Below are 15,378 nucleotides of genomic sequence, written 5' to 3'. Positions count from 1 at the left end.
CACACGGACTATCCATGCTGCATCTCGGAGAGATCATGACCCACTTGCGCCTCGTATTGCGAATGGGGCAGGCGACCGGAACAGACATGGCTGCGGCGCATCGGAACGGCCACCTGACGCAACAGGATTGGGCCGAGATGATTCAATATTGCCGAGGCTGCGGCTGGGCCAATCAATGCCCGGACTGGCTGGACCGGCACGAGGGTGCTGCAAGCGCCCCGCAGACTTGTAAAAATCAGCAACGGTTTGCGGCACTGAAAGCAATGCAAGGAAAGGTAAGCTGATGGCGAAGGATATCTTAGGAGATGTGGAAACGCATTTCTGGCTTACTCGATCCGTTGCGAGGTGTATGAACATCTCGCTGAGCGAAGCGATGGTCGAGGGGCGATTGACGCCGGATCACTATGCCGAGATGGTGACACGTTGTCGGGCGTCGCAGTGCAGCGGACAATGCGCCATATGGTTGTCCGAACAACAGACAGAGGCCTCTGCGGCCCCTGAGTTTTGCGCCAACTCCGATCTTTTGAACGGGTTGAAAGCCTGATTACAGTTTGGTGTGAGACCCGTCGCAAAGTGGTTTCTTCGAGCTGTGCTTGCACCCGCAGAAGAAGACCTTCTTGCTGCTATCCGCAGTGTACTTGATCGGCTCGAACCCGGTGTCTTTGTGCGACCCGTCGCAATAAGGTTGGCGCTTTGACTGTCCGCACGCGCACCAAAAATATGTCTTTCCTTCTGTCACTTCGACCGGGAAAGGGGCTTTTTGCGCAATGGTGGGGCTGTCTGTCATGTGGCTTCTCCGTCATTGGCTGGTGTCATTGCAATAGTGTAGGGCAAACCGCAAAAAACGATAGCGTTAACTCACGGTCCCGCAATTTTTGAGGGGCAGCGTGGTTTCGCCCTAATTCACATTCGCGTGATTCAATTTGTTGCATTACCGCAACTGAGGTCTTACTCTGAGACCGGTCTCAAGTTCTTGGGCGATATCAGAAAATTATTAGAGGAATGACGGACATGAAACTCAAATTTGCCGCCGTTGGTGCATTTGCTCTGGTTGTGGCTGCGTGCTCGCAGCAAGAAGAGCCGGCGCCGGTTTATATTACTCCTGAGTATGACAAGTTCGGAACGCCGAGTTGCCCGGCAGGAACCGAATTGGCGACAACCGAAGCTGGCCAGACAGTCTGTAACCCGGTTTCACAATAAGAATTCCGCGGGCGGTTTTATTTGAAACCGCCCGCATATATTTGCCGAAACAGCCGCCCTTGGGGCGGTTTTTTCTTGCTTGCCGTGTGTCGGTAAGGCTTCAGTTCCATTCACCAACATGCAGAGGGCAGATGAAAAACTTTTTTACCCGCCTTAGAGATCGAACAGTCTGGAGCTGGCAAGGCTTGGCCGCAACGTGGCGGGACGAGTACTCGTTTCGCGTGTGGGTTTGGGCGAACTTGATCTCTGCGGCTTTGGCGCTTTGGTTGCCATTGGGCGACGGCGTACGTGTCTTGATATTGGTACTTGGGTTGCTGGTGCTTGTGGCAGAGTTATTCAATACCGCGATTGAGCGGGCCGTTGATCATACTTCGACCGACCATAACGAGTTGGCAGGGCAAGCCAAAGACGCGGCCAGCGCAGCCGTCGCCTTAACCGCGATAACGGCAGGAGTCGTCTGGGTTGTCGGGCTATGGGGCCTGTTCTGAGGCAGACGCGTCAATATCTGCTTCGCGAATGTCCATAGCCGAATGTACGGCGCTGAATGCCATAGCGCTGAGGAATGTGATAGGCTGTGCCGCTTGGCCTGGGAAACTTGTTTGCCGAACGGTGATAGCGCTTTACCGGTTTGACCTGGTGCAAGCGTTTCTTGGTGTGGCGATATTTCTTGTCTTTCGGCTTGTCGTGGTAAACCGTTGGCTTGGATTTTTCATGATAGACTTTGGGCGCGCCGTAATATCGGTGCACTCGATGCGTGCTGCGAAGATGCAGACTCAGCGGTTTTGAGTCGATGATAATGAAACCGCCCGCGCTGACATTGTCGGCGACTGCAGGTGGTACAAAAAGATGGGCGGCAACCGCCAATATGGCACATTTCAGCATGTTTAGGCGAAGGCCAGACATGGAACCCTCCTTGAACTCAAGGATGAATGTTCCGCCATGATCCACGAAAACGGCGCAAAACGCCAATCAACTCGTCTCACGCATTTCCGACCAAGGGTGATTGGATCAGGCCAGCTTGCCCCATAGATCGTATTCGCCTGCTTCGTCCACCTCGACGCGAATGATGTCGCCGGGCTTGAGGTGCTCGAACCCTTCGTCGATGAACAGGTTCCCGTCGATCTCGGGCGCGTCGGACTTGGTTCGGCAGGTGGCAGCCTCGTCATCAACCTCGTCGACGATCACGTCGATGGTCTGGCCGACTTTGGCAGCCAGCTTGGCCTCGGAAATCGCCTGAGCTTTTTCCATGAACCGTTCCCAACGCTCTTGCTTTACTTCGGCTGGAACATGGTCAGGCAGATCGTTTGATCGCGCACCGTCGACGTTCTCGTACTGGAAGCAACCAACGCGATCCAACTGGGCCTCATCCATCCAATCCAACAGCGTCTGGAACTCGGCCTCGGTCTCGCCGGGGTAACCGACGATGAAGGTCGACCGCAGGGTGATATCAGGACAGGTTGCGCGCCACGCGGCAATCTCGTCCAGTGTTTTGGCGGCAGCCGCGGGGCGGGCCATGCGTTTCAAAACGTCTGGGTGGGCGTGTTGGAACGGAATATCGAGATAGGGCAGCACGTTGCAGCCTGCATCCGCCATCAACGGGATCAATTCGCGCACATGCGGGTAGGGGTAGACGTAGTGCAGCCGAACCCAGGCATCAAACTGCCCCAGTTCGCGCGCCAAATCGGTGATATGGCTGCGCACTTCGCGGTCTTTCCACGGGTTCACGTCATATTTGCGATCTAGCCCGTAGGCTGAGGTGTCCTGCGAGATCACCAACAACTCTCGCACACCATTGTTGACCAGCTTTTCAGCCTCGCGCAGGACGGCATGGGCCGGGCGGCTGACCAGTTTACCACGCATGTCTGGAATGATGCAGAACTTGCATTTGTGGTTACAGCCCTCGGAAATCTTGAGATAGCTGTAGTGTCGCGGGGTCAGTTGCACGCTGGCAGCCGGAAGCAGATCCACAAACGGGTCAGGGTCCGGGGGAACAGCCGTATGCACTGCATCTAGTACCTGTTCGTACTGGTGCGGTCCTGTGACGGCCATGATACGCGGGTGGTGTTCGCGGATATAGTCGGGCTCAGCACCCAGACAGCCGGTCACGATGACCTTTCCGTTTTCCACCAGAGCCTCACCAATAGCGTCCAGTGACTCGGCCTTGGCGCTGTCGAGGAACCCGCAAGTGTTCACGATCACGGCATCGGCCCCGGCATAATCCGGCGAGATGCCGTATCCTTCGGCCCGCAAACGGGTCAGAATCCGTTCGCTATCGACCAAAGCCTTCGGGCAGCCCAAAGACACCATACCAATGGTGGGCTGGTCTGGACGGGGCGTGTCGGTGATCCGGGCAGAAGGTGCCAGGTCGGGACGGAGGTTGGGCGGGTTCGTGGTCATGGCGCGGCATATAGTAGGGAAAGCTTCCCCTTGCAAATGTTGCGCAGGGTTTGAATGATCTTTTCAACGCATGCCCAATAAGCGGAGAGCAGAAAAATGAAGTGGCTGTTGCGCATTCTCTTTATTCTAGTGGTCGCGTTTGGCTTGGTCATTGGCGCCTTGTTGCTGATGCCGGGCGACAAGCTCGCCTCGATCCTGGCCGAACAAGTCAAAAGTGAGACCGGGCGCGACCTGACATTGACGGGGGATGTGAGCCTGTCTTTCTGGCCAGTTCTGGGGATGGAGACCGGTCCGGTCACCTTTGGAAACGCACCTTGGGCTGCGTCCGAGCCTATGCTGAGCGCTGAAAGCCTGGCTGTGGGGGTAGACGCCTCAGCGCTGCTGAACGGAGATCTGCGGATCCGGCGGATCATTGCGGAAAACCCGGTGCTGCGTCTGGAATTGTCCGACGGGCGCGGGAACTGGGAGTTGGGTACGGTGGCGCCTCAGGCAACCTCTGGAGGAGGAAGCAGTGCTGCACCAGCACCTTCCCAGCAAGGGGCCGTGACGTTGGATCAATTGGAACTGACGAACGCGCGGCTGATCTACATCGAAAATGGCGCGACCAAGTTCGATTTCGCAAATGTCGATCTGTCGGCCAGTTGGCCCGGTCCCACTGCCCCCATGACCATGCAAGCGCAGATGGCAGTGCCGGGTGGCAAAGTGAAGGTTGATCTTAAAATCCCAGACCTGCCGGCCTATGCGTCAGGTATCGCCACGCCGTTGCAACTTGCCCTGACGGCACCGGGGGGCGAAGTGGGGTTTGACGGCGTTGTTAACCTTGCGGGGGAAATGGACGGGAGCGTCGAGATTAAAACCGATAACATGCACAAAATGCTGGCCGCGTTCGGCCAGGACGGTGTTGCAGTGCCACTAGGGCTAGGCCGTGTGGCAGATTTATCGGGACATATGACCTACACCAGCGAGGGCCTCATATCGTTGCGCAACATGGTGGCGCAACTCGACCACAACCGCTTTTCCGGTGAGGCGGATATCGTGATTTCGGACCCGCCGAAGGTGACTGCGCGACTCACGGCTGGGGATATCGACCTGTCTGAGTACAATGAGGTGTCAGCAGCAATCGGTGGCGGTGCAAGTGCTGAGTCATCGTCGGACAGCGGATGGTCGATGACCCCGATTGATGCATCTGCTTTGGCGCTGGCGAACGGGGAAATACGCTTAACGGCCTCCTCCATTGCATTGCCCGATATAAAACTAGGTCCTAGCGACCTGACGCTTAGCCTTGATCGGTCACGGGCCGTGTTGCGGATGAACCCGGCCACCCTGTTTTCCGGGCAGGTGAACGGGCAGGTGGTGGCCAACAATCGAAACGGACTGTCCGTTGGCGGCAAACTGAGCGCTCAGGATGTAGACATACGACAAGCCCTGTCCACCCTTGCGGGGATCGAACGTTTGTCAGGTGCAGGCGCAGGCGAGTTTGAGTTTCTGGGCGTAGGACAGACAGAGGATCAGATCATGCGCTCGCTCAGCGGCAAAGGTCATCTGAAAGTGGGACAGGGGGTAATATCAGGTTTTGACCTGGATCGGCTGATGGGGCGCGGCAAGGGGACTGGCGGAACCACGGTGTTCAACAGCCTGTCCGCCAGTTTCACCATTGATCAGGGTGTGCTGATCAACAAAGACCTGTTGATGTCGCTGGATAATTTTCGCGCCGATGGAGCGGGGCGCGTCAATCTCGGGGCGCGCTCGCTCGACTATCTGTTCACCCCCACCGCGCTGCGTGCCAATTCCGGAGAGGGTCTTTCGGTGCCAGTTAGGATTGTTGGGCCGTGGAGCAACCCTTCGATCAAACCAGACCTGAGCAAGGTGATCGAGGCCGCCGCTGAAGGACAGCTGAAAGGTATTGAAGACGATACCAAGCAGAAGGTTTTGGAAAAAGTGGGGGATGAGCTTGGCACAACAGTGACCGACACAGAAAGTGTTGAGGACGCGCTGAAAAATAAACTCGAAGAAGAGGCAAAAAAAGGTCTGCTGAAACTGCTGGGTGGCGATTAAAGGGTGGGGCGCCGAAGGCGCCCCAGCTCCCAATCAAATCGTCTGATCGTAATCCCCAACGCCGGGCTCGGTCCGGATGACGGCGTCAATGTCGGCAAAAATGGCGCGCATTTCTTCTTCGCTCTCGCTACTTTCGCAGACCACAACAAGGTTTGGTGTGTTAGACGAAGCACGCACCAGACCCCAGCTGCCATTGTCCAGAATGACCCGCGCACCGTTCACGGTGACAACCTCTTTGATCTCGCGGCCCGCGAAAGCCTCTCCCGCGTCGGCCTTAGCAACCAGCTTGTCCACGAGACGCTTGAGGATGTCGTATTTCTCGGTATCGGCGGCATACGGCGACATGGTCGGCGTCGCCCATGTTTTTGGCAACGCTTTGCGCAGGTCCGACATGCTTTTGTCCGGATTGCGGTCCATTAGTTTGCAGATTTCTACGGCCACCCGCATTCCGCAGTCATAACCACGCCCGATCGGTTCGGCCAAAAAGTAGTGGCCCGACTTCTCAAACCCGGCCAGAGCATTGATCTCTTTCACCCTGCGTTTCATGTAGCTGTGGCCGGTTTTCCAGTAATCGGCTTTGACACCATGCGCCTGCAACTCGGGGTCGCTGGCGAACAGGCCCGTCGATTTCACATCGGCCACGAAGGTCGAGTTCGGGTACAGCTTAGCCAGATCACGGGCCATGATGACACCGACCTTATCTGCAAAAATCTCCTCGCCCTCATCATCAACTACACCGCAACGATCGCCGTCACCATCAAACCCAAGCGCCAGATCTGCACCACTGGATTTCACGGTGTCGGACATGTCATGCAACATCTCCAGCGCCTCGGGGTTGGGGTTGTAATTGGGGAAGGTGTAATCCAGCCGATTATGGCTGGGCACAACTTCAACGCCCATCCGTTCAAAAATCTCAGGCGCAAAGGCCGAGGCTGTGCCGTTACCCGTCGCGCACACAACCTTGAGCGGGCGGGACATTTTGAAATCCCCAACCAGATCGTCGATATACGCCTCTTTCACACCGTCGACGAACTCATACGATCCACCTTCATGAGGCACGCCTTCGCCGTTCAAAACGATATCGCGCAGTTCCGACATTTCGTCCGGTCCGTGGGTGAGCGGGCGCTCAAAACCCATCTTAACACCGGTCCAACCGTTGGGATTGTGGCTGGCCGTGACCATGGCCACTGCCGGAACATTCAAATGGAATTGGGCAAAGTAGGCCATCGGGCTAAGAGCAGGACCGATATCCTTCACCTGAATGCCCGCCTGCATCAGCCCTAGGATCAGTGCGTTTTTGATGGCCAGAGAATAGTCGCGATAGTCATTTCCGACCGCAATCACAGGTTCGATCCCACGTTTGCGAATCTGTGTGCCCAAACCCAATCCCAAAGCGGTCATGCCGGGTAGGTTGATCTCATCCGGGTATTTCCAGCGGGCGTCATATTCGCGAAACCCCGTGGGCTTGATCATGGGGTCTCGCAGAAAGCTCCAGGTATTTGGATTCACCTCGGGGATGGGTTTGGTCATTTCAAATCTCAATCATCAAATCTGTATCGGGTTGGCTTTGGCAAGCGCATCAAAGCGCATCAGAGTATCAACAAGTTGCGGCATCTGATCCAGAGGGATCATGTTAGGCCCATCGGATGGTGCGGTGTCCGGATCCTGGTGCGTTTCGATAAATACCGCCCCGATGCCAAGCGAAACCGCGGCGCGCGCCATGACCGGTGCAAATTCGCGTTGGCCTCCGGATGAGCCACCTTTGCCGCCGGGTTGCTGAACCGAATGCGTCGCGTCCATGATGACAGGATATCCGGTCTTGGCCATCTGCGGCAGTCCCCGCATATCGGCAACCAATGTGTTGTAGCCAAACGAGGTTCCGCGCTCGGTCAAAAGGATGTTCTTGTTGCCTGTGCTTTCGACCTTGTCGACGATATTACCCATTTCCCAAGGGGCGAGGAATTGACCTTTTTTAACGTTGATCACGGCGCCTGTGTTGCCCGCAGCCAGCAGCATATCGGTCTGGCGGCACAGGAAGGCCGGGATTTGCAAAACATCCACCGCACCGGCGGCGATGGCGCATTGCGCCTCGGAATGCACATCGGTCAGGACGGGTATGCCCATCGTCTTTCGGATGTCGCCCAGAACCTTCAGCCCGGCATCAATGCCCATGCCACGCTTGCCCGACAAAGATGTTCGGTTCGCTTTGTCATACGAGGCCTTGAAGACATACTGAGCGCCCGCTGCATCGCAGGCTTCTTTCATTTTACCCGCGATCATTTGGGCGTGATCGGCGGTTTCAAGCTGGCAGGGGCCGGCGATGATCGTCAGAGGCAGATCATTGCCGACCGTGAGATCGGAGATTTTTACATGTTTCATGTGTCTTACGAGGATACCTGTTCACGAAGGACCGACGCGGTAAGCGAGATCATCAGGTAAATACCAGCAAACAACAGGAAAGCCAAAATCGTATTTTCGAACTTGCGCGGATAGGTGGGTTCTTCGCTGGCGACCGGGTTCACCGACACCGTCAGATAGCGCACTTTTCGGTTCGCCTCGGTCCGGGTGGATTCCATTTGTTCCATGGCCGTCTGCAGCATCATGTCCCGGGCCACGAGGTCAGCCTGGGCCATTTGAATGCGCACGCTCAAGCGCGCGAGCGAGTTTTCGCCTGCAGACGCATCAAGCATTTTCTCGTTCAGCCCGGCCAGCACCACCTCAAGCCTTTGTATGTCTGCGCGGACGCCATCTACCTTGGCTTGGTTTGGGCGCAGATTGTCCAGTAGCGCAGCCAGTTGCAGCTTTTTCTCCTGCAACTCGATCTCGATTGCGTTGATGCGCCCTCGCAGACCGGCAAGAACGTTTTCCGGGTCCAACACCGCCCCCTGCAATTGAAGGTCTATCAACTGCTCCTGCGCTTTCCGACGTTCCTCTTGAGCCATTTCAAAGCCGGCAATAGCTTCGCGCATCTGATCATCGCGCTTTAACTCGGTTAGACCATTGATCGTATCTTCTGCGTAGGACAGCAGCAGCTTGGACAGCTCGACCGAAATCTCAGGAGCAGGTGCTGCGACTTCCATGCGGATAATGCCATCGCTTGGGTCATAGCCGATGGTAATCATTCGCCTGAACAGCTTGTAGGTGTCCTCCAGTGTCGCGTCCTGTGGCAGACGCTGAATGGGATCTATCCATTCCTGCTTGAAGATCTCCGAGAAATTCGTGTCCCGCTCTAGCCGCAGTAGGGCGTCTTTTGATTCCATAAATTCCTGAGTGGCAACCGAATCCTGTGCCGTGGCGTATTGCGTGCCCGCAAGGAAGCCGCGGAACGAAGCCCCACCGCCATCTGCTTGCAGAATCGAAAAGGCGGAATCGCTTGCGTACATCGGGGTTGCAATCCGATAGAAGTACACGCCCACAATCAAAGTGGGCAGCAAAACAAATGCTGCCAAGCGCGCAAAAAGGGCGAACAGCTTGCGTTTGCGGCGGCGGGCAATCTCCCGTTGAATTTCACCGATTTCCAGATTTCGGCGTTCTGCCGGGCTCAGCTCGGGACCTGGTAGATCATGAGTTGGTTGCTTTATCGTTTGCGGCAGCTGGATGGTGATCTTGTCTTTTGTCTGATCTTCCGCGCCCTTCTTTTCAGCCGCCAAATCCAGCAGATTGGCCCGCTCGAACGGGTCGATCCCCTTTTGTCGTAGTAGGCGCACGGCGTCATAATCAGATGTCGCAGCAAGACCGTTTTTCTGCGCCAGACGGCGCGCAATACGCAGTTGCCGCCCAGTCAGCCCCTCACGCTTGATTGCGTCGATGTCGGTGGCTGGTTGTGGGTCATTCGCCGCGTCGGACGGTTGCATCGCGTTTCTGATGCGCGACATTGCATCCGCACGGGCATCCGCAGATCCCGATTCCTGACGATTACGGCGCCAGCGGTATTTCTTAGCCTTGGGCTTGGTAGTCATATAACTGTTTTGCCTCTTCCAAGGTGTCGAACATATACAGCTGACCGTCCACTAAAACGGCGGCCTGCTGCGCAAATTTTTCTAGAACTTCAGGGCTGTGAGATACGATCACCAGTGTCGTTGTGCGCAACCGCTCCCTCAGTATATCGCCCGCTTTTCTGTTGAACTCGACATCGGTTGTCGCGGGCATGCCTTCGTCAATCAGGTACATGTCAAAGTCCAGCGCCAGCATAAGGGCAAATGTGAATCGCGCCCGCATTCCCGATGAATAAGTCCCCAGCGGTTGATTGAAATATTCGCCCAGACCGCACAACCAGCTGCAGTAGGCTTCGACATAATCGGGATCCATCCCATAGATCTTGGCGATGTAGCGCGCGTTTTCCAAGGCCGACAGCTTCTTGACCACGCCGCCGGAAAATCCCATCGGGAATGAGATCCGGCAGTCTTTCCGGATGACGCCTTCATCCGGCTTTTCCAGACCGGCCATCATGTTGATGAGGGTCGTCTTGCCAGTTCCGTTTGGTGCGAGAATGCCGATGGACCGGCCCAGTTCTATCCTAAACGAGACCCGGTCCAGGATCACCTTTCGGCGCGTCCCGGTCCAAAAGGACTTACTGACATTTTCAAACTCAAGCATTCCCGGCCTGCTGCTCTGGCGTTTGTTTGGTATACCGCTCTGGTTGGGTGCAAGCGGTTAATTTATTGGTCCATGTTGGCTACATTATGTCGAATTATGAAACAAATGTTCAATGCACGTCCAAGTCCTCATTCGGTTTTGTGACTTTTGCGCTGGTTGGCCCCTGGCTGCGCGTTGACTATCTTTCATTCTGACCGTCAACCAGTTTGATACAGGAACCATTGCGATCCAATGAATTCGCTGCAGAAAGAGATAGAGTCCTGTCGTATTTGCGCGGACAAATTTCGGGCGACGCATACTGCGCATGAGCCCCGCCCTGTGGTCTGGTTCCAGCCCGGCGCGCGACTGCTGATTGCTGGACAGGCGCCAGGTGCGAGGGTTCATGCATCGGGTCGTCCATTCACGGACCCGTCAGGTGATCGCCTGCGTGATTGGTTGGGAATTGACGAGACCGTGTTCTACGACCGTGCCCGCGTTTCGATTGTCCCAATGGCCTTTTGTTTTCCGGGATATAATGAGCGCAAGGCTGACCTGCCCCCGCCGCCCATCTGCGGGAAGACATGGCATGGCCGGGTAATGGAGAATTTGGGCGAGGTGCCTCTGACCGTGCTGGTCGGGGGGCACGCGCACAAATACCACCTTGGCCTGCGCACTGCCGTAACTGAAACCGTTAGCAATTGGCGAGACCATGCGCCGCGTATCTTCTCCTTGCCTCATCCATCCTGGCGGAATACGGCATGGCTGAAGAAAAACCCGTGGTTTGAAGCGGAACTGCTGCCGGTTCTGCGTGCGCGGGTGCAAGAGGTTCTGGATGTCTGAAACTACGGCTATTGATGCCGCACAGGCTGAAATGGAGGCCAACCCACAGGATGACGTGGCGCGCCTGCGGTTCTTTGAACGCCTCGCCGATAGCGAGCTGTTCCTGTTGTTGGCGGAAGAGGCACAGGGGGAAAACATAACGCCCGAGTTGTTCGATGTCGCCGATGGCCGGTTCGTCCTGGCCTTTGATCGCGAGGACCGCCTGGCTCTTTTTGCAGAACGTCCTGTGCCTTATGTTGCATTGTCGGGGCGGGTGCTATCCGCGATGCTGGCTGGGCAAGGCATCGGGCTGGGCCTGAACCTTGAAGTAGCACCGTCGTCGATGCTTATTCCGTCCGATGCACTGGCATGGCTCGCTACTACATTAGAGCACGCCCCGGAAGAAGTGCACCAACGCCTGGCCGAGTTCCTACCGCCGGTTGGCCTGCCAGATGAACTGTTGAAAGCGCTGGATGCGAAACTCGCCACGGCGGTTGGTCTGGCCGAAGTTGCATTTCTGGTCGGAACCAAGACGGAGGAGGGCGGCTCGGGCCACATGCTGGGTTTCGTCGGTGCAGTTGATGGCGCTCAATCAGCTTTGGCCAAAGCCGCGTCTGAGGCGTTGACCTTTTCTGGTATCGAAGCCGGAGCGATGGATGTGGGGTTCTTCGGCCCGCATGATCCTGCGACGACCGTACTGGCGCGGGTTGGCCTGAAATTCGATCTGCCTCAGCCAGCAAAGCACAGTGTCGAGAGGGTCACGCCGGGCAGTGATCCGGACAACCCTCCGATCCTAAAGTAAGCCGGCCCCGCAACCCTCGGAGTCGCGAGGCTGCTCGAAATTATTCCGCCGCTTGTTCCAGCTTGTCCTGTGTGCGGGTCTCAAAATCACTCGCATCGTGACGTTCATGCAGCTGGGTATGCGGTTCGCCGAACGATCGATTGACCATGCGACCTCGTTGAACGGCGGGACGTTCATCAATTTCCTTGGCCCAACGCACTACGTTTTTGTAGGAGCCCGCGTCTAGGAACTCGGCTGCGTTGTAGAGGCGGCCCAGAACCAGTTGACCATACCAGGGCCAGATCGCCATGTCGGCGATGGTATATTCATCACCCGTGATAAAGGTCTTACCTTCCAATTGCCGGTCCAGAACGTCCAATTGCCGTTTGGTCTCCATGGTGAAGCGGTTGATCGGATATTCCCACTTTTCAGGAGCATAGGCGTAGAAATGGCCAAACCCGCCGCCCAGATAAGGCGCGCTGCCCATTTGCCAGAACACCCAGTTCATAACTTCGGTTCGCTCAGGCCCCGATTTCGGCAAGAACGCGTCGAATTTCTCGGCCAGATGAAACAGAATCGACGCGCTTTCGAACACGCGCACAGGCTCATCCCCCGAACGATCCCACAGGGCCGGGATTTTCGAGTTCGGGTTGGCTTCGACAAAGCCCGAGCCGAACTGTTCGCCCTCACCAATGTCGATCAGCCACGCATTGTATTCGGCTTCGTCGTGACCCAAGGCCAACAACTCTTCCAACATCACAGTGACTTTGACGCCATTAGGCGTGGCCAGCGAATAGAGCTGCAATGGGTGCTTTCCGACCGGCAAATCCTTGTCATGAGTGGCGCCAGAAATGGGGCGGTTTATATTGGCAAAACGGCCGCCGCTTTCGCTGTCCCAAGTCCAGACTGTAGGGGGCGTGTATGGGGATTGCTCGCTCATCTGTTATCTTTCTCAGCAAAGTTCGAGTGAATTGTCCGTTCGCCTCAACAGGTAATGTTGCAATGCCCCGAGTCCAACCCCCGGATGTCGGGGCAGTTTTGTAACATTCGGTACCTAACCTCTCACGTTTCTGCTTCCGCGGTCACAGCGGCGCGAGGAGGACTGCCCATTGGGGCGAAAATACCTATCCTCTCAGCAAGCGCCAACACCAAGGACAAAAGGATTGACCACATGAAACGATTTGCCCTGACAATTGCGACTGCACTGACCCTTGCCGTTCCGGCATTCGCCGGTGATCAGTATGTTGACGGCACCGGTTTTGCCGTCTCGGGTTATGATGTTGTTGCCTATCGCAGCCTGGATCAAGTGCCGGTCGGGCAGTCCCAGCCTGAGGCCGTGCGTGGCCACGCCAATATCACCGCAGAATATAACGGTGCAACTTGGGCGTTTTCGAGCGAAGAAAACCGCGACAAGTTCCTTGAGAACCCTGCCTATTACGCGCCGGCCTATGACGGCCACTGCGCCTATGGTGTTTCGAAAGGTGGCAAGGTTCCGGCAAACCCGAACCTGTGGCGGATCGTTGACGACAAGCTGTACCTGAACATCACGGATGTCGTTGTCGGTTTCTGGGAAGAAGATGTGCCCGGAAATATCAACATCGCTGAAGGCAATTGGCCAGGGATCGAACCCGATGCTGCTTCAACCAGCGTTATTCCGAAATTCACCTCGGAAGGCCCGGTTGCGAACTAAACCACCACTCACCCAAGATAAGCCCGGCCATCACCAGGCCGGGTTTTCTAACCTGCCAGCCAGAATTCATCCCGCATCTGCTGGTCCGCCTCAAATTTGATACGGACACTTTTGGCTCCGGGGAATTTTCGCGCCGTAATGTTTTCCGGCACCACGACCTCGCCACCGCCAGTTCCTTTGGAGCGGAAATTAAGTACTTCGGTTTCCATTTGTCGAGCCGACGCCAGAAATGAGGTTGGAAGCGCCACCCGGTTGGCCCCTTCTTGAACAGGGGTAGAGACAAAATAGGTCAGGTTACGACCATAGAAGCCGACGGCTTCGGGAATATGGTCCGCGTCTGATGTGCTGTGCGTCTCAGATTGCGTATCACTGTTATCCGCGTCATGTACCAGCGCTGTATTCAGAAGCTCGTGGCAGGCATTGATATCTGCGCTTTCCAGTTCAATCACACGTTTGCGCAGTTTTGGCCGCCGCGGGTGGCCGCGTGCTTTGCCTTTCACCGTCAATCCTTCACGGCGAAGAAAATCATACGCCTCTTTGGCGCGTGCAAAATTGGCGCAATCGCCGTTCGTGTGGTCCGGATGTGCATGAAATGCGGTATGGCGCCAGGCCTCGCGAATTTCGTCCGGCCCGGCATTTTGGTTCAACCCCAAAGCCCAAAACGCGTCAGCGCGCGCATTGATTTTCTCAACAGGCTCCATACCCAAATTAACTCGTAAACAAACACTACAACGTCAGTTTGTGAGACCGCGTGAGTTTGTCAAACTTTAGCGAAATTTGCTGATCTCTGACGAACAGTAGTGAGGTGGGTGAGGTATTGTTGAAAGCTTCCTTACGTTTGCTCTGTGGTCATCAAAGAAAAGCCCGGAGCCTGAGTAGGATCCGGGCAAAAATGAATCATGATGTGCGACAGATCAGGCGACGTTCTGCAGCGACGCCTTGGGTGTAATGCCCAGAGCAAAACACACATCCCGTGTCAGTTCGGGCCGGTTCAGTGTGTAAAAGTGCAATTTGTCCACTCCACCGTCGATCAGGTCCGAGCACAGCTCGGTGCAAAGCGCGGTGGAAAGCAGATCCTCACGATCATCGCGAACCGCCTTTTCAAAGGCATTCTCGACCCACGCCGGAATATGTGTTCCACAGCGGCGGGCGAAGTTACGCGCGCCCTTCCAGTTCTCGATCGGCAAAATGCCCGGCACGATTGGCTTGTCGATCCCGGCCTTTTCGCAGGCGTCACGGAACCGGAAATACGTGTCGGCTTCAAAAAAGAACTGAGTCAGGGCTTCGTCTGCGCCAGCATCCAACTTAGCCTTCAGCCAGTCGACATCTGCTGCGAGATCCTGCGCCTCGGGGTGCTTGTCAGGGTAGGCACCGACGCGGATGCTGAACATTTCGGTCTCAGCCAAGGCTTCGATCAGCTCAATTGAGTTGGCGAAACCCTCGGGGTGAGGCACGAACTGCTCTTGCCCCTTTGGGGGGTCGCCGCGCAGGGCAACAATGTCCTGGACACCGGCACGTGCAAACGTGTCAGCAATTTCCAAAGTCTCCTGGCGTGAGGCGTCCACGCAGGTCAGATGCGCCGCCACAGGCAAACCCGACGATTTGTGCAGGGTCGACACCGCATCGCGGGTCAGTTCCCGCGTTGTGCCACCCGCACCGTAGGTGACTGAAACAAAACGTGGCTCCAGTGGGGCGAGCGTCTGCACCGTATCCCACAGGCGGAATGAGGCCTCGAGCGATTGCGGCGGGAAAAACTCGAATGAGATTTCAGGTTTTGTCATGTCAGCCTCACAGGTCCAATCTGCGGCCCTTGTGCCAGTTTCCGCTTTGTGAGACAAACTCATATTACTCAAGAACAACA

At 56.2% G+C, this 15,378-nt stretch carries 18 protein-coding genes and 1 pseudogene; 9 read left to right on the top strand and 10 right to left on the bottom strand.

All coding sequences use genetic code 11. The features are described 5' to 3' along the window. Nucleotides 1-14 precede the first annotated feature (14 nt). Both ACR0D7_RS04270 and ACR0D7_RS04265 read left to right on the top strand, forming a co-directional pair. Nucleotides 15-284 carry a DUF6455 family protein gene (locus tag ACR0D7_RS04270; protein ID WP_480677872.1) on the top strand — a complete coding sequence of 90 codons (270 nt, stop codon included), beginning with the start codon at nucleotides 15-17 and terminating at the stop codon, nucleotides 282-284. Further along, nucleotides 284-544 carry a DUF6455 family protein gene (locus ACR0D7_RS04265; protein WP_170383565.1) on the top strand — a complete coding sequence of 87 codons (261 nt, stop codon included), beginning with the start codon at nucleotides 284-286 and terminating at the stop codon, nucleotides 542-544. Before ACR0D7_RS04270 ends, ACR0D7_RS04265 begins: the two co-directional genes overlap by 1 nt. On the opposite strand, the gene ACR0D7_RS04260 is transcribed toward ACR0D7_RS04265, so the two are convergent. Continuing rightward, on the bottom strand, nucleotides 545-787 hold the full coding sequence (locus tag ACR0D7_RS04260; RefSeq protein ID WP_480677871.1) for a CDGSH iron-sulfur domain-containing protein: 243 nt from the start codon (nucleotides 785-787) through the stop codon (nucleotides 545-547). A 224-nt stretch (nucleotides 788-1,011) separates the two neighbouring features. Between ACR0D7_RS04260 and ACR0D7_RS04255 the strand changes: the two genes are divergently transcribed. Together ACR0D7_RS04255 and ACR0D7_RS04250 are read left to right on the top strand one after the other, a co-directional pair. Continuing rightward, complete coding sequence (locus ACR0D7_RS04255; protein WP_480677870.1) at nucleotides 1,012-1,200, top strand: hypothetical protein; 189 nt, start codon at nucleotides 1,012-1,014, stop codon at nucleotides 1,198-1,200. Nucleotides 1,201-1,331: 131 nt separating this feature from the next. After that, the gene (locus ACR0D7_RS04250) at nucleotides 1,332-1,688 is read left to right on the top strand and encodes a diacylglycerol kinase (protein WP_480677869.1); all 357 of its coding nucleotides are present in this window, start codon (nucleotides 1,332-1,334) and stop codon (nucleotides 1,686-1,688) included. A gap of 10 nt (nucleotides 1,689-1,698) precedes the next feature. Here ACR0D7_RS04250 and ACR0D7_RS04245 read toward each other — a convergent pair whose 3' ends face one another. After that, a complete protein-coding gene (locus ACR0D7_RS04245) occupies nucleotides 1,699-2,103 on the bottom strand; it encodes a hypothetical protein (RefSeq protein ID WP_480677868.1) in 405 nt (134 codons plus the stop codon). A 105-nt stretch (nucleotides 2,104-2,208) separates the two neighbouring features. Continuing rightward, nucleotides 2,209-3,597 (bottom strand): 30S ribosomal protein S12 methylthiotransferase RimO, encoded by a 1,389-nt coding sequence (gene rimO / locus ACR0D7_RS04240; protein WP_480677867.1) that lies wholly within the window; start codon nucleotides 3,595-3,597, stop codon nucleotides 2,209-2,211. 96 nt (nucleotides 3,598-3,693) lie between these two features. Between rimO and ACR0D7_RS04235 the strand changes: the two are divergent. Beyond that, nucleotides 3,694-4,227 (top strand): annotated as a pseudogene (locus ACR0D7_RS04235) (AsmA family protein); the annotation flags it as partial. Nucleotides 4,228-4,278: 51 nt separating this feature from the next. Beyond that, nucleotides 4,279-5,652, top strand: a complete 1,374-nt coding sequence (locus ACR0D7_RS04230) for an AsmA family protein (protein WP_480678004.1) — start codon at nucleotides 4,279-4,281, stop codon at nucleotides 5,650-5,652. A gap of 33 nt (nucleotides 5,653-5,685) precedes the next feature. Here ACR0D7_RS04230 and ACR0D7_RS04225 read toward each other — a convergent pair whose 3' ends face one another. From ACR0D7_RS04225 to ACR0D7_RS04210, 4 genes are read right to left on the bottom strand one after another with little or no spacing between them, the layout of a single operon-like run. Then, a complete protein-coding gene (locus ACR0D7_RS04225) occupies nucleotides 5,686-7,182 on the bottom strand; it encodes a phosphomannomutase/phosphoglucomutase (RefSeq protein ID WP_480677866.1) in 1,497 nt (498 codons plus the stop codon). Between the two features lie 15 nt (nucleotides 7,183-7,197). Beyond that, a complete protein-coding gene (kdsA, locus tag ACR0D7_RS04220) occupies nucleotides 7,198-8,031 on the bottom strand; it encodes a 3-deoxy-8-phosphooctulonate synthase (RefSeq protein ID WP_480677865.1) in 834 nt (277 codons plus the stop codon). 5 nt (nucleotides 8,032-8,036) lie between these two features. Further along, on the bottom strand, nucleotides 8,037-9,611 hold the full coding sequence (locus ACR0D7_RS04215) for a KpsE/RkpR family capsule polysaccharide export protein (protein ID WP_480677864.1): 1,575 nt from the start codon (nucleotides 9,609-9,611) through the stop codon (nucleotides 8,037-8,039). Next, nucleotides 9,589-10,248 (bottom strand): ABC transporter ATP-binding protein, encoded by a 660-nt coding sequence (locus ACR0D7_RS04210; protein WP_170383548.1) that lies wholly within the window; start codon nucleotides 10,246-10,248, stop codon nucleotides 9,589-9,591. Before ACR0D7_RS04210 ends, ACR0D7_RS04215 begins: the two co-directional genes overlap by 23 nt. 231 nt (nucleotides 10,249-10,479) lie before the next feature. On the opposite strand from ACR0D7_RS04210, the gene ACR0D7_RS04205 reads away from it, so the two are divergent. Together ACR0D7_RS04205 and ACR0D7_RS04200 are read left to right on the top strand one after the other, a co-directional pair. Further along, the gene (locus ACR0D7_RS04205; protein WP_480677863.1) at nucleotides 10,480-11,067 is read left to right on the top strand and encodes a uracil-DNA glycosylase family protein; all 588 of its coding nucleotides are present in this window, start codon (nucleotides 10,480-10,482) and stop codon (nucleotides 11,065-11,067) included. Beyond that, on the top strand, nucleotides 11,060-11,848 hold the full coding sequence (locus ACR0D7_RS04200) for an SseB family protein (RefSeq protein ID WP_480677862.1): 789 nt from the start codon (nucleotides 11,060-11,062) through the stop codon (nucleotides 11,846-11,848). The genes ACR0D7_RS04205 and ACR0D7_RS04200 overlap by 8 nt, the downstream gene beginning before the upstream one ends. 40 nt (nucleotides 11,849-11,888) lie before the next feature. Here the strand turns inward: ACR0D7_RS04200 and yghU are convergent, their stop codons facing one another. After that, nucleotides 11,889-12,767 (bottom strand): glutathione-dependent disulfide-bond oxidoreductase, encoded by an 879-nt coding sequence (gene yghU, locus ACR0D7_RS04195; protein ID WP_480677861.1) that lies wholly within the window; start codon nucleotides 12,765-12,767, stop codon nucleotides 11,889-11,891. A 231-nt stretch (nucleotides 12,768-12,998) separates the two neighbouring features. Here yghU and ACR0D7_RS04190 point away from each other — a divergent pair, with 231 nt between their 5' ends. Beyond that, nucleotides 12,999-13,517: a YHS domain-containing (seleno)protein gene (locus ACR0D7_RS04190; protein WP_480677860.1), complete on the top strand. Its 519-nt coding sequence runs from the start codon at nucleotides 12,999-13,001 to the stop codon at nucleotides 13,515-13,517. Nucleotides 13,518-13,564: 47 nt separating this feature from the next. On the opposite strand, the gene ACR0D7_RS04185 is transcribed toward ACR0D7_RS04190, so the two are convergent. Next, on the bottom strand, nucleotides 13,565-14,218 hold the full coding sequence (locus ACR0D7_RS04185; protein ID WP_480677859.1) for a DnaJ domain-containing protein: 654 nt from the start codon (nucleotides 14,216-14,218) through the stop codon (nucleotides 13,565-13,567). Nucleotides 14,219-14,431: 213 nt separating this feature from the next. After that, nucleotides 14,432-15,298 (bottom strand): methylenetetrahydrofolate reductase [NAD(P)H], encoded by an 867-nt coding sequence (gene metF / locus ACR0D7_RS04180; protein WP_480677858.1) that lies wholly within the window; start codon nucleotides 15,296-15,298, stop codon nucleotides 14,432-14,434. Between the last annotated feature and the right edge of the window lie 80 nt (nucleotides 15,299-15,378).

Source organism: Ruegeria sp. BB7, assembly GCF_056539365.1.
The sequence above is the reverse complement of the archived record's forward strand: the minus strand, read 5'-3'. Positions and strand labels throughout refer to the sequence as shown.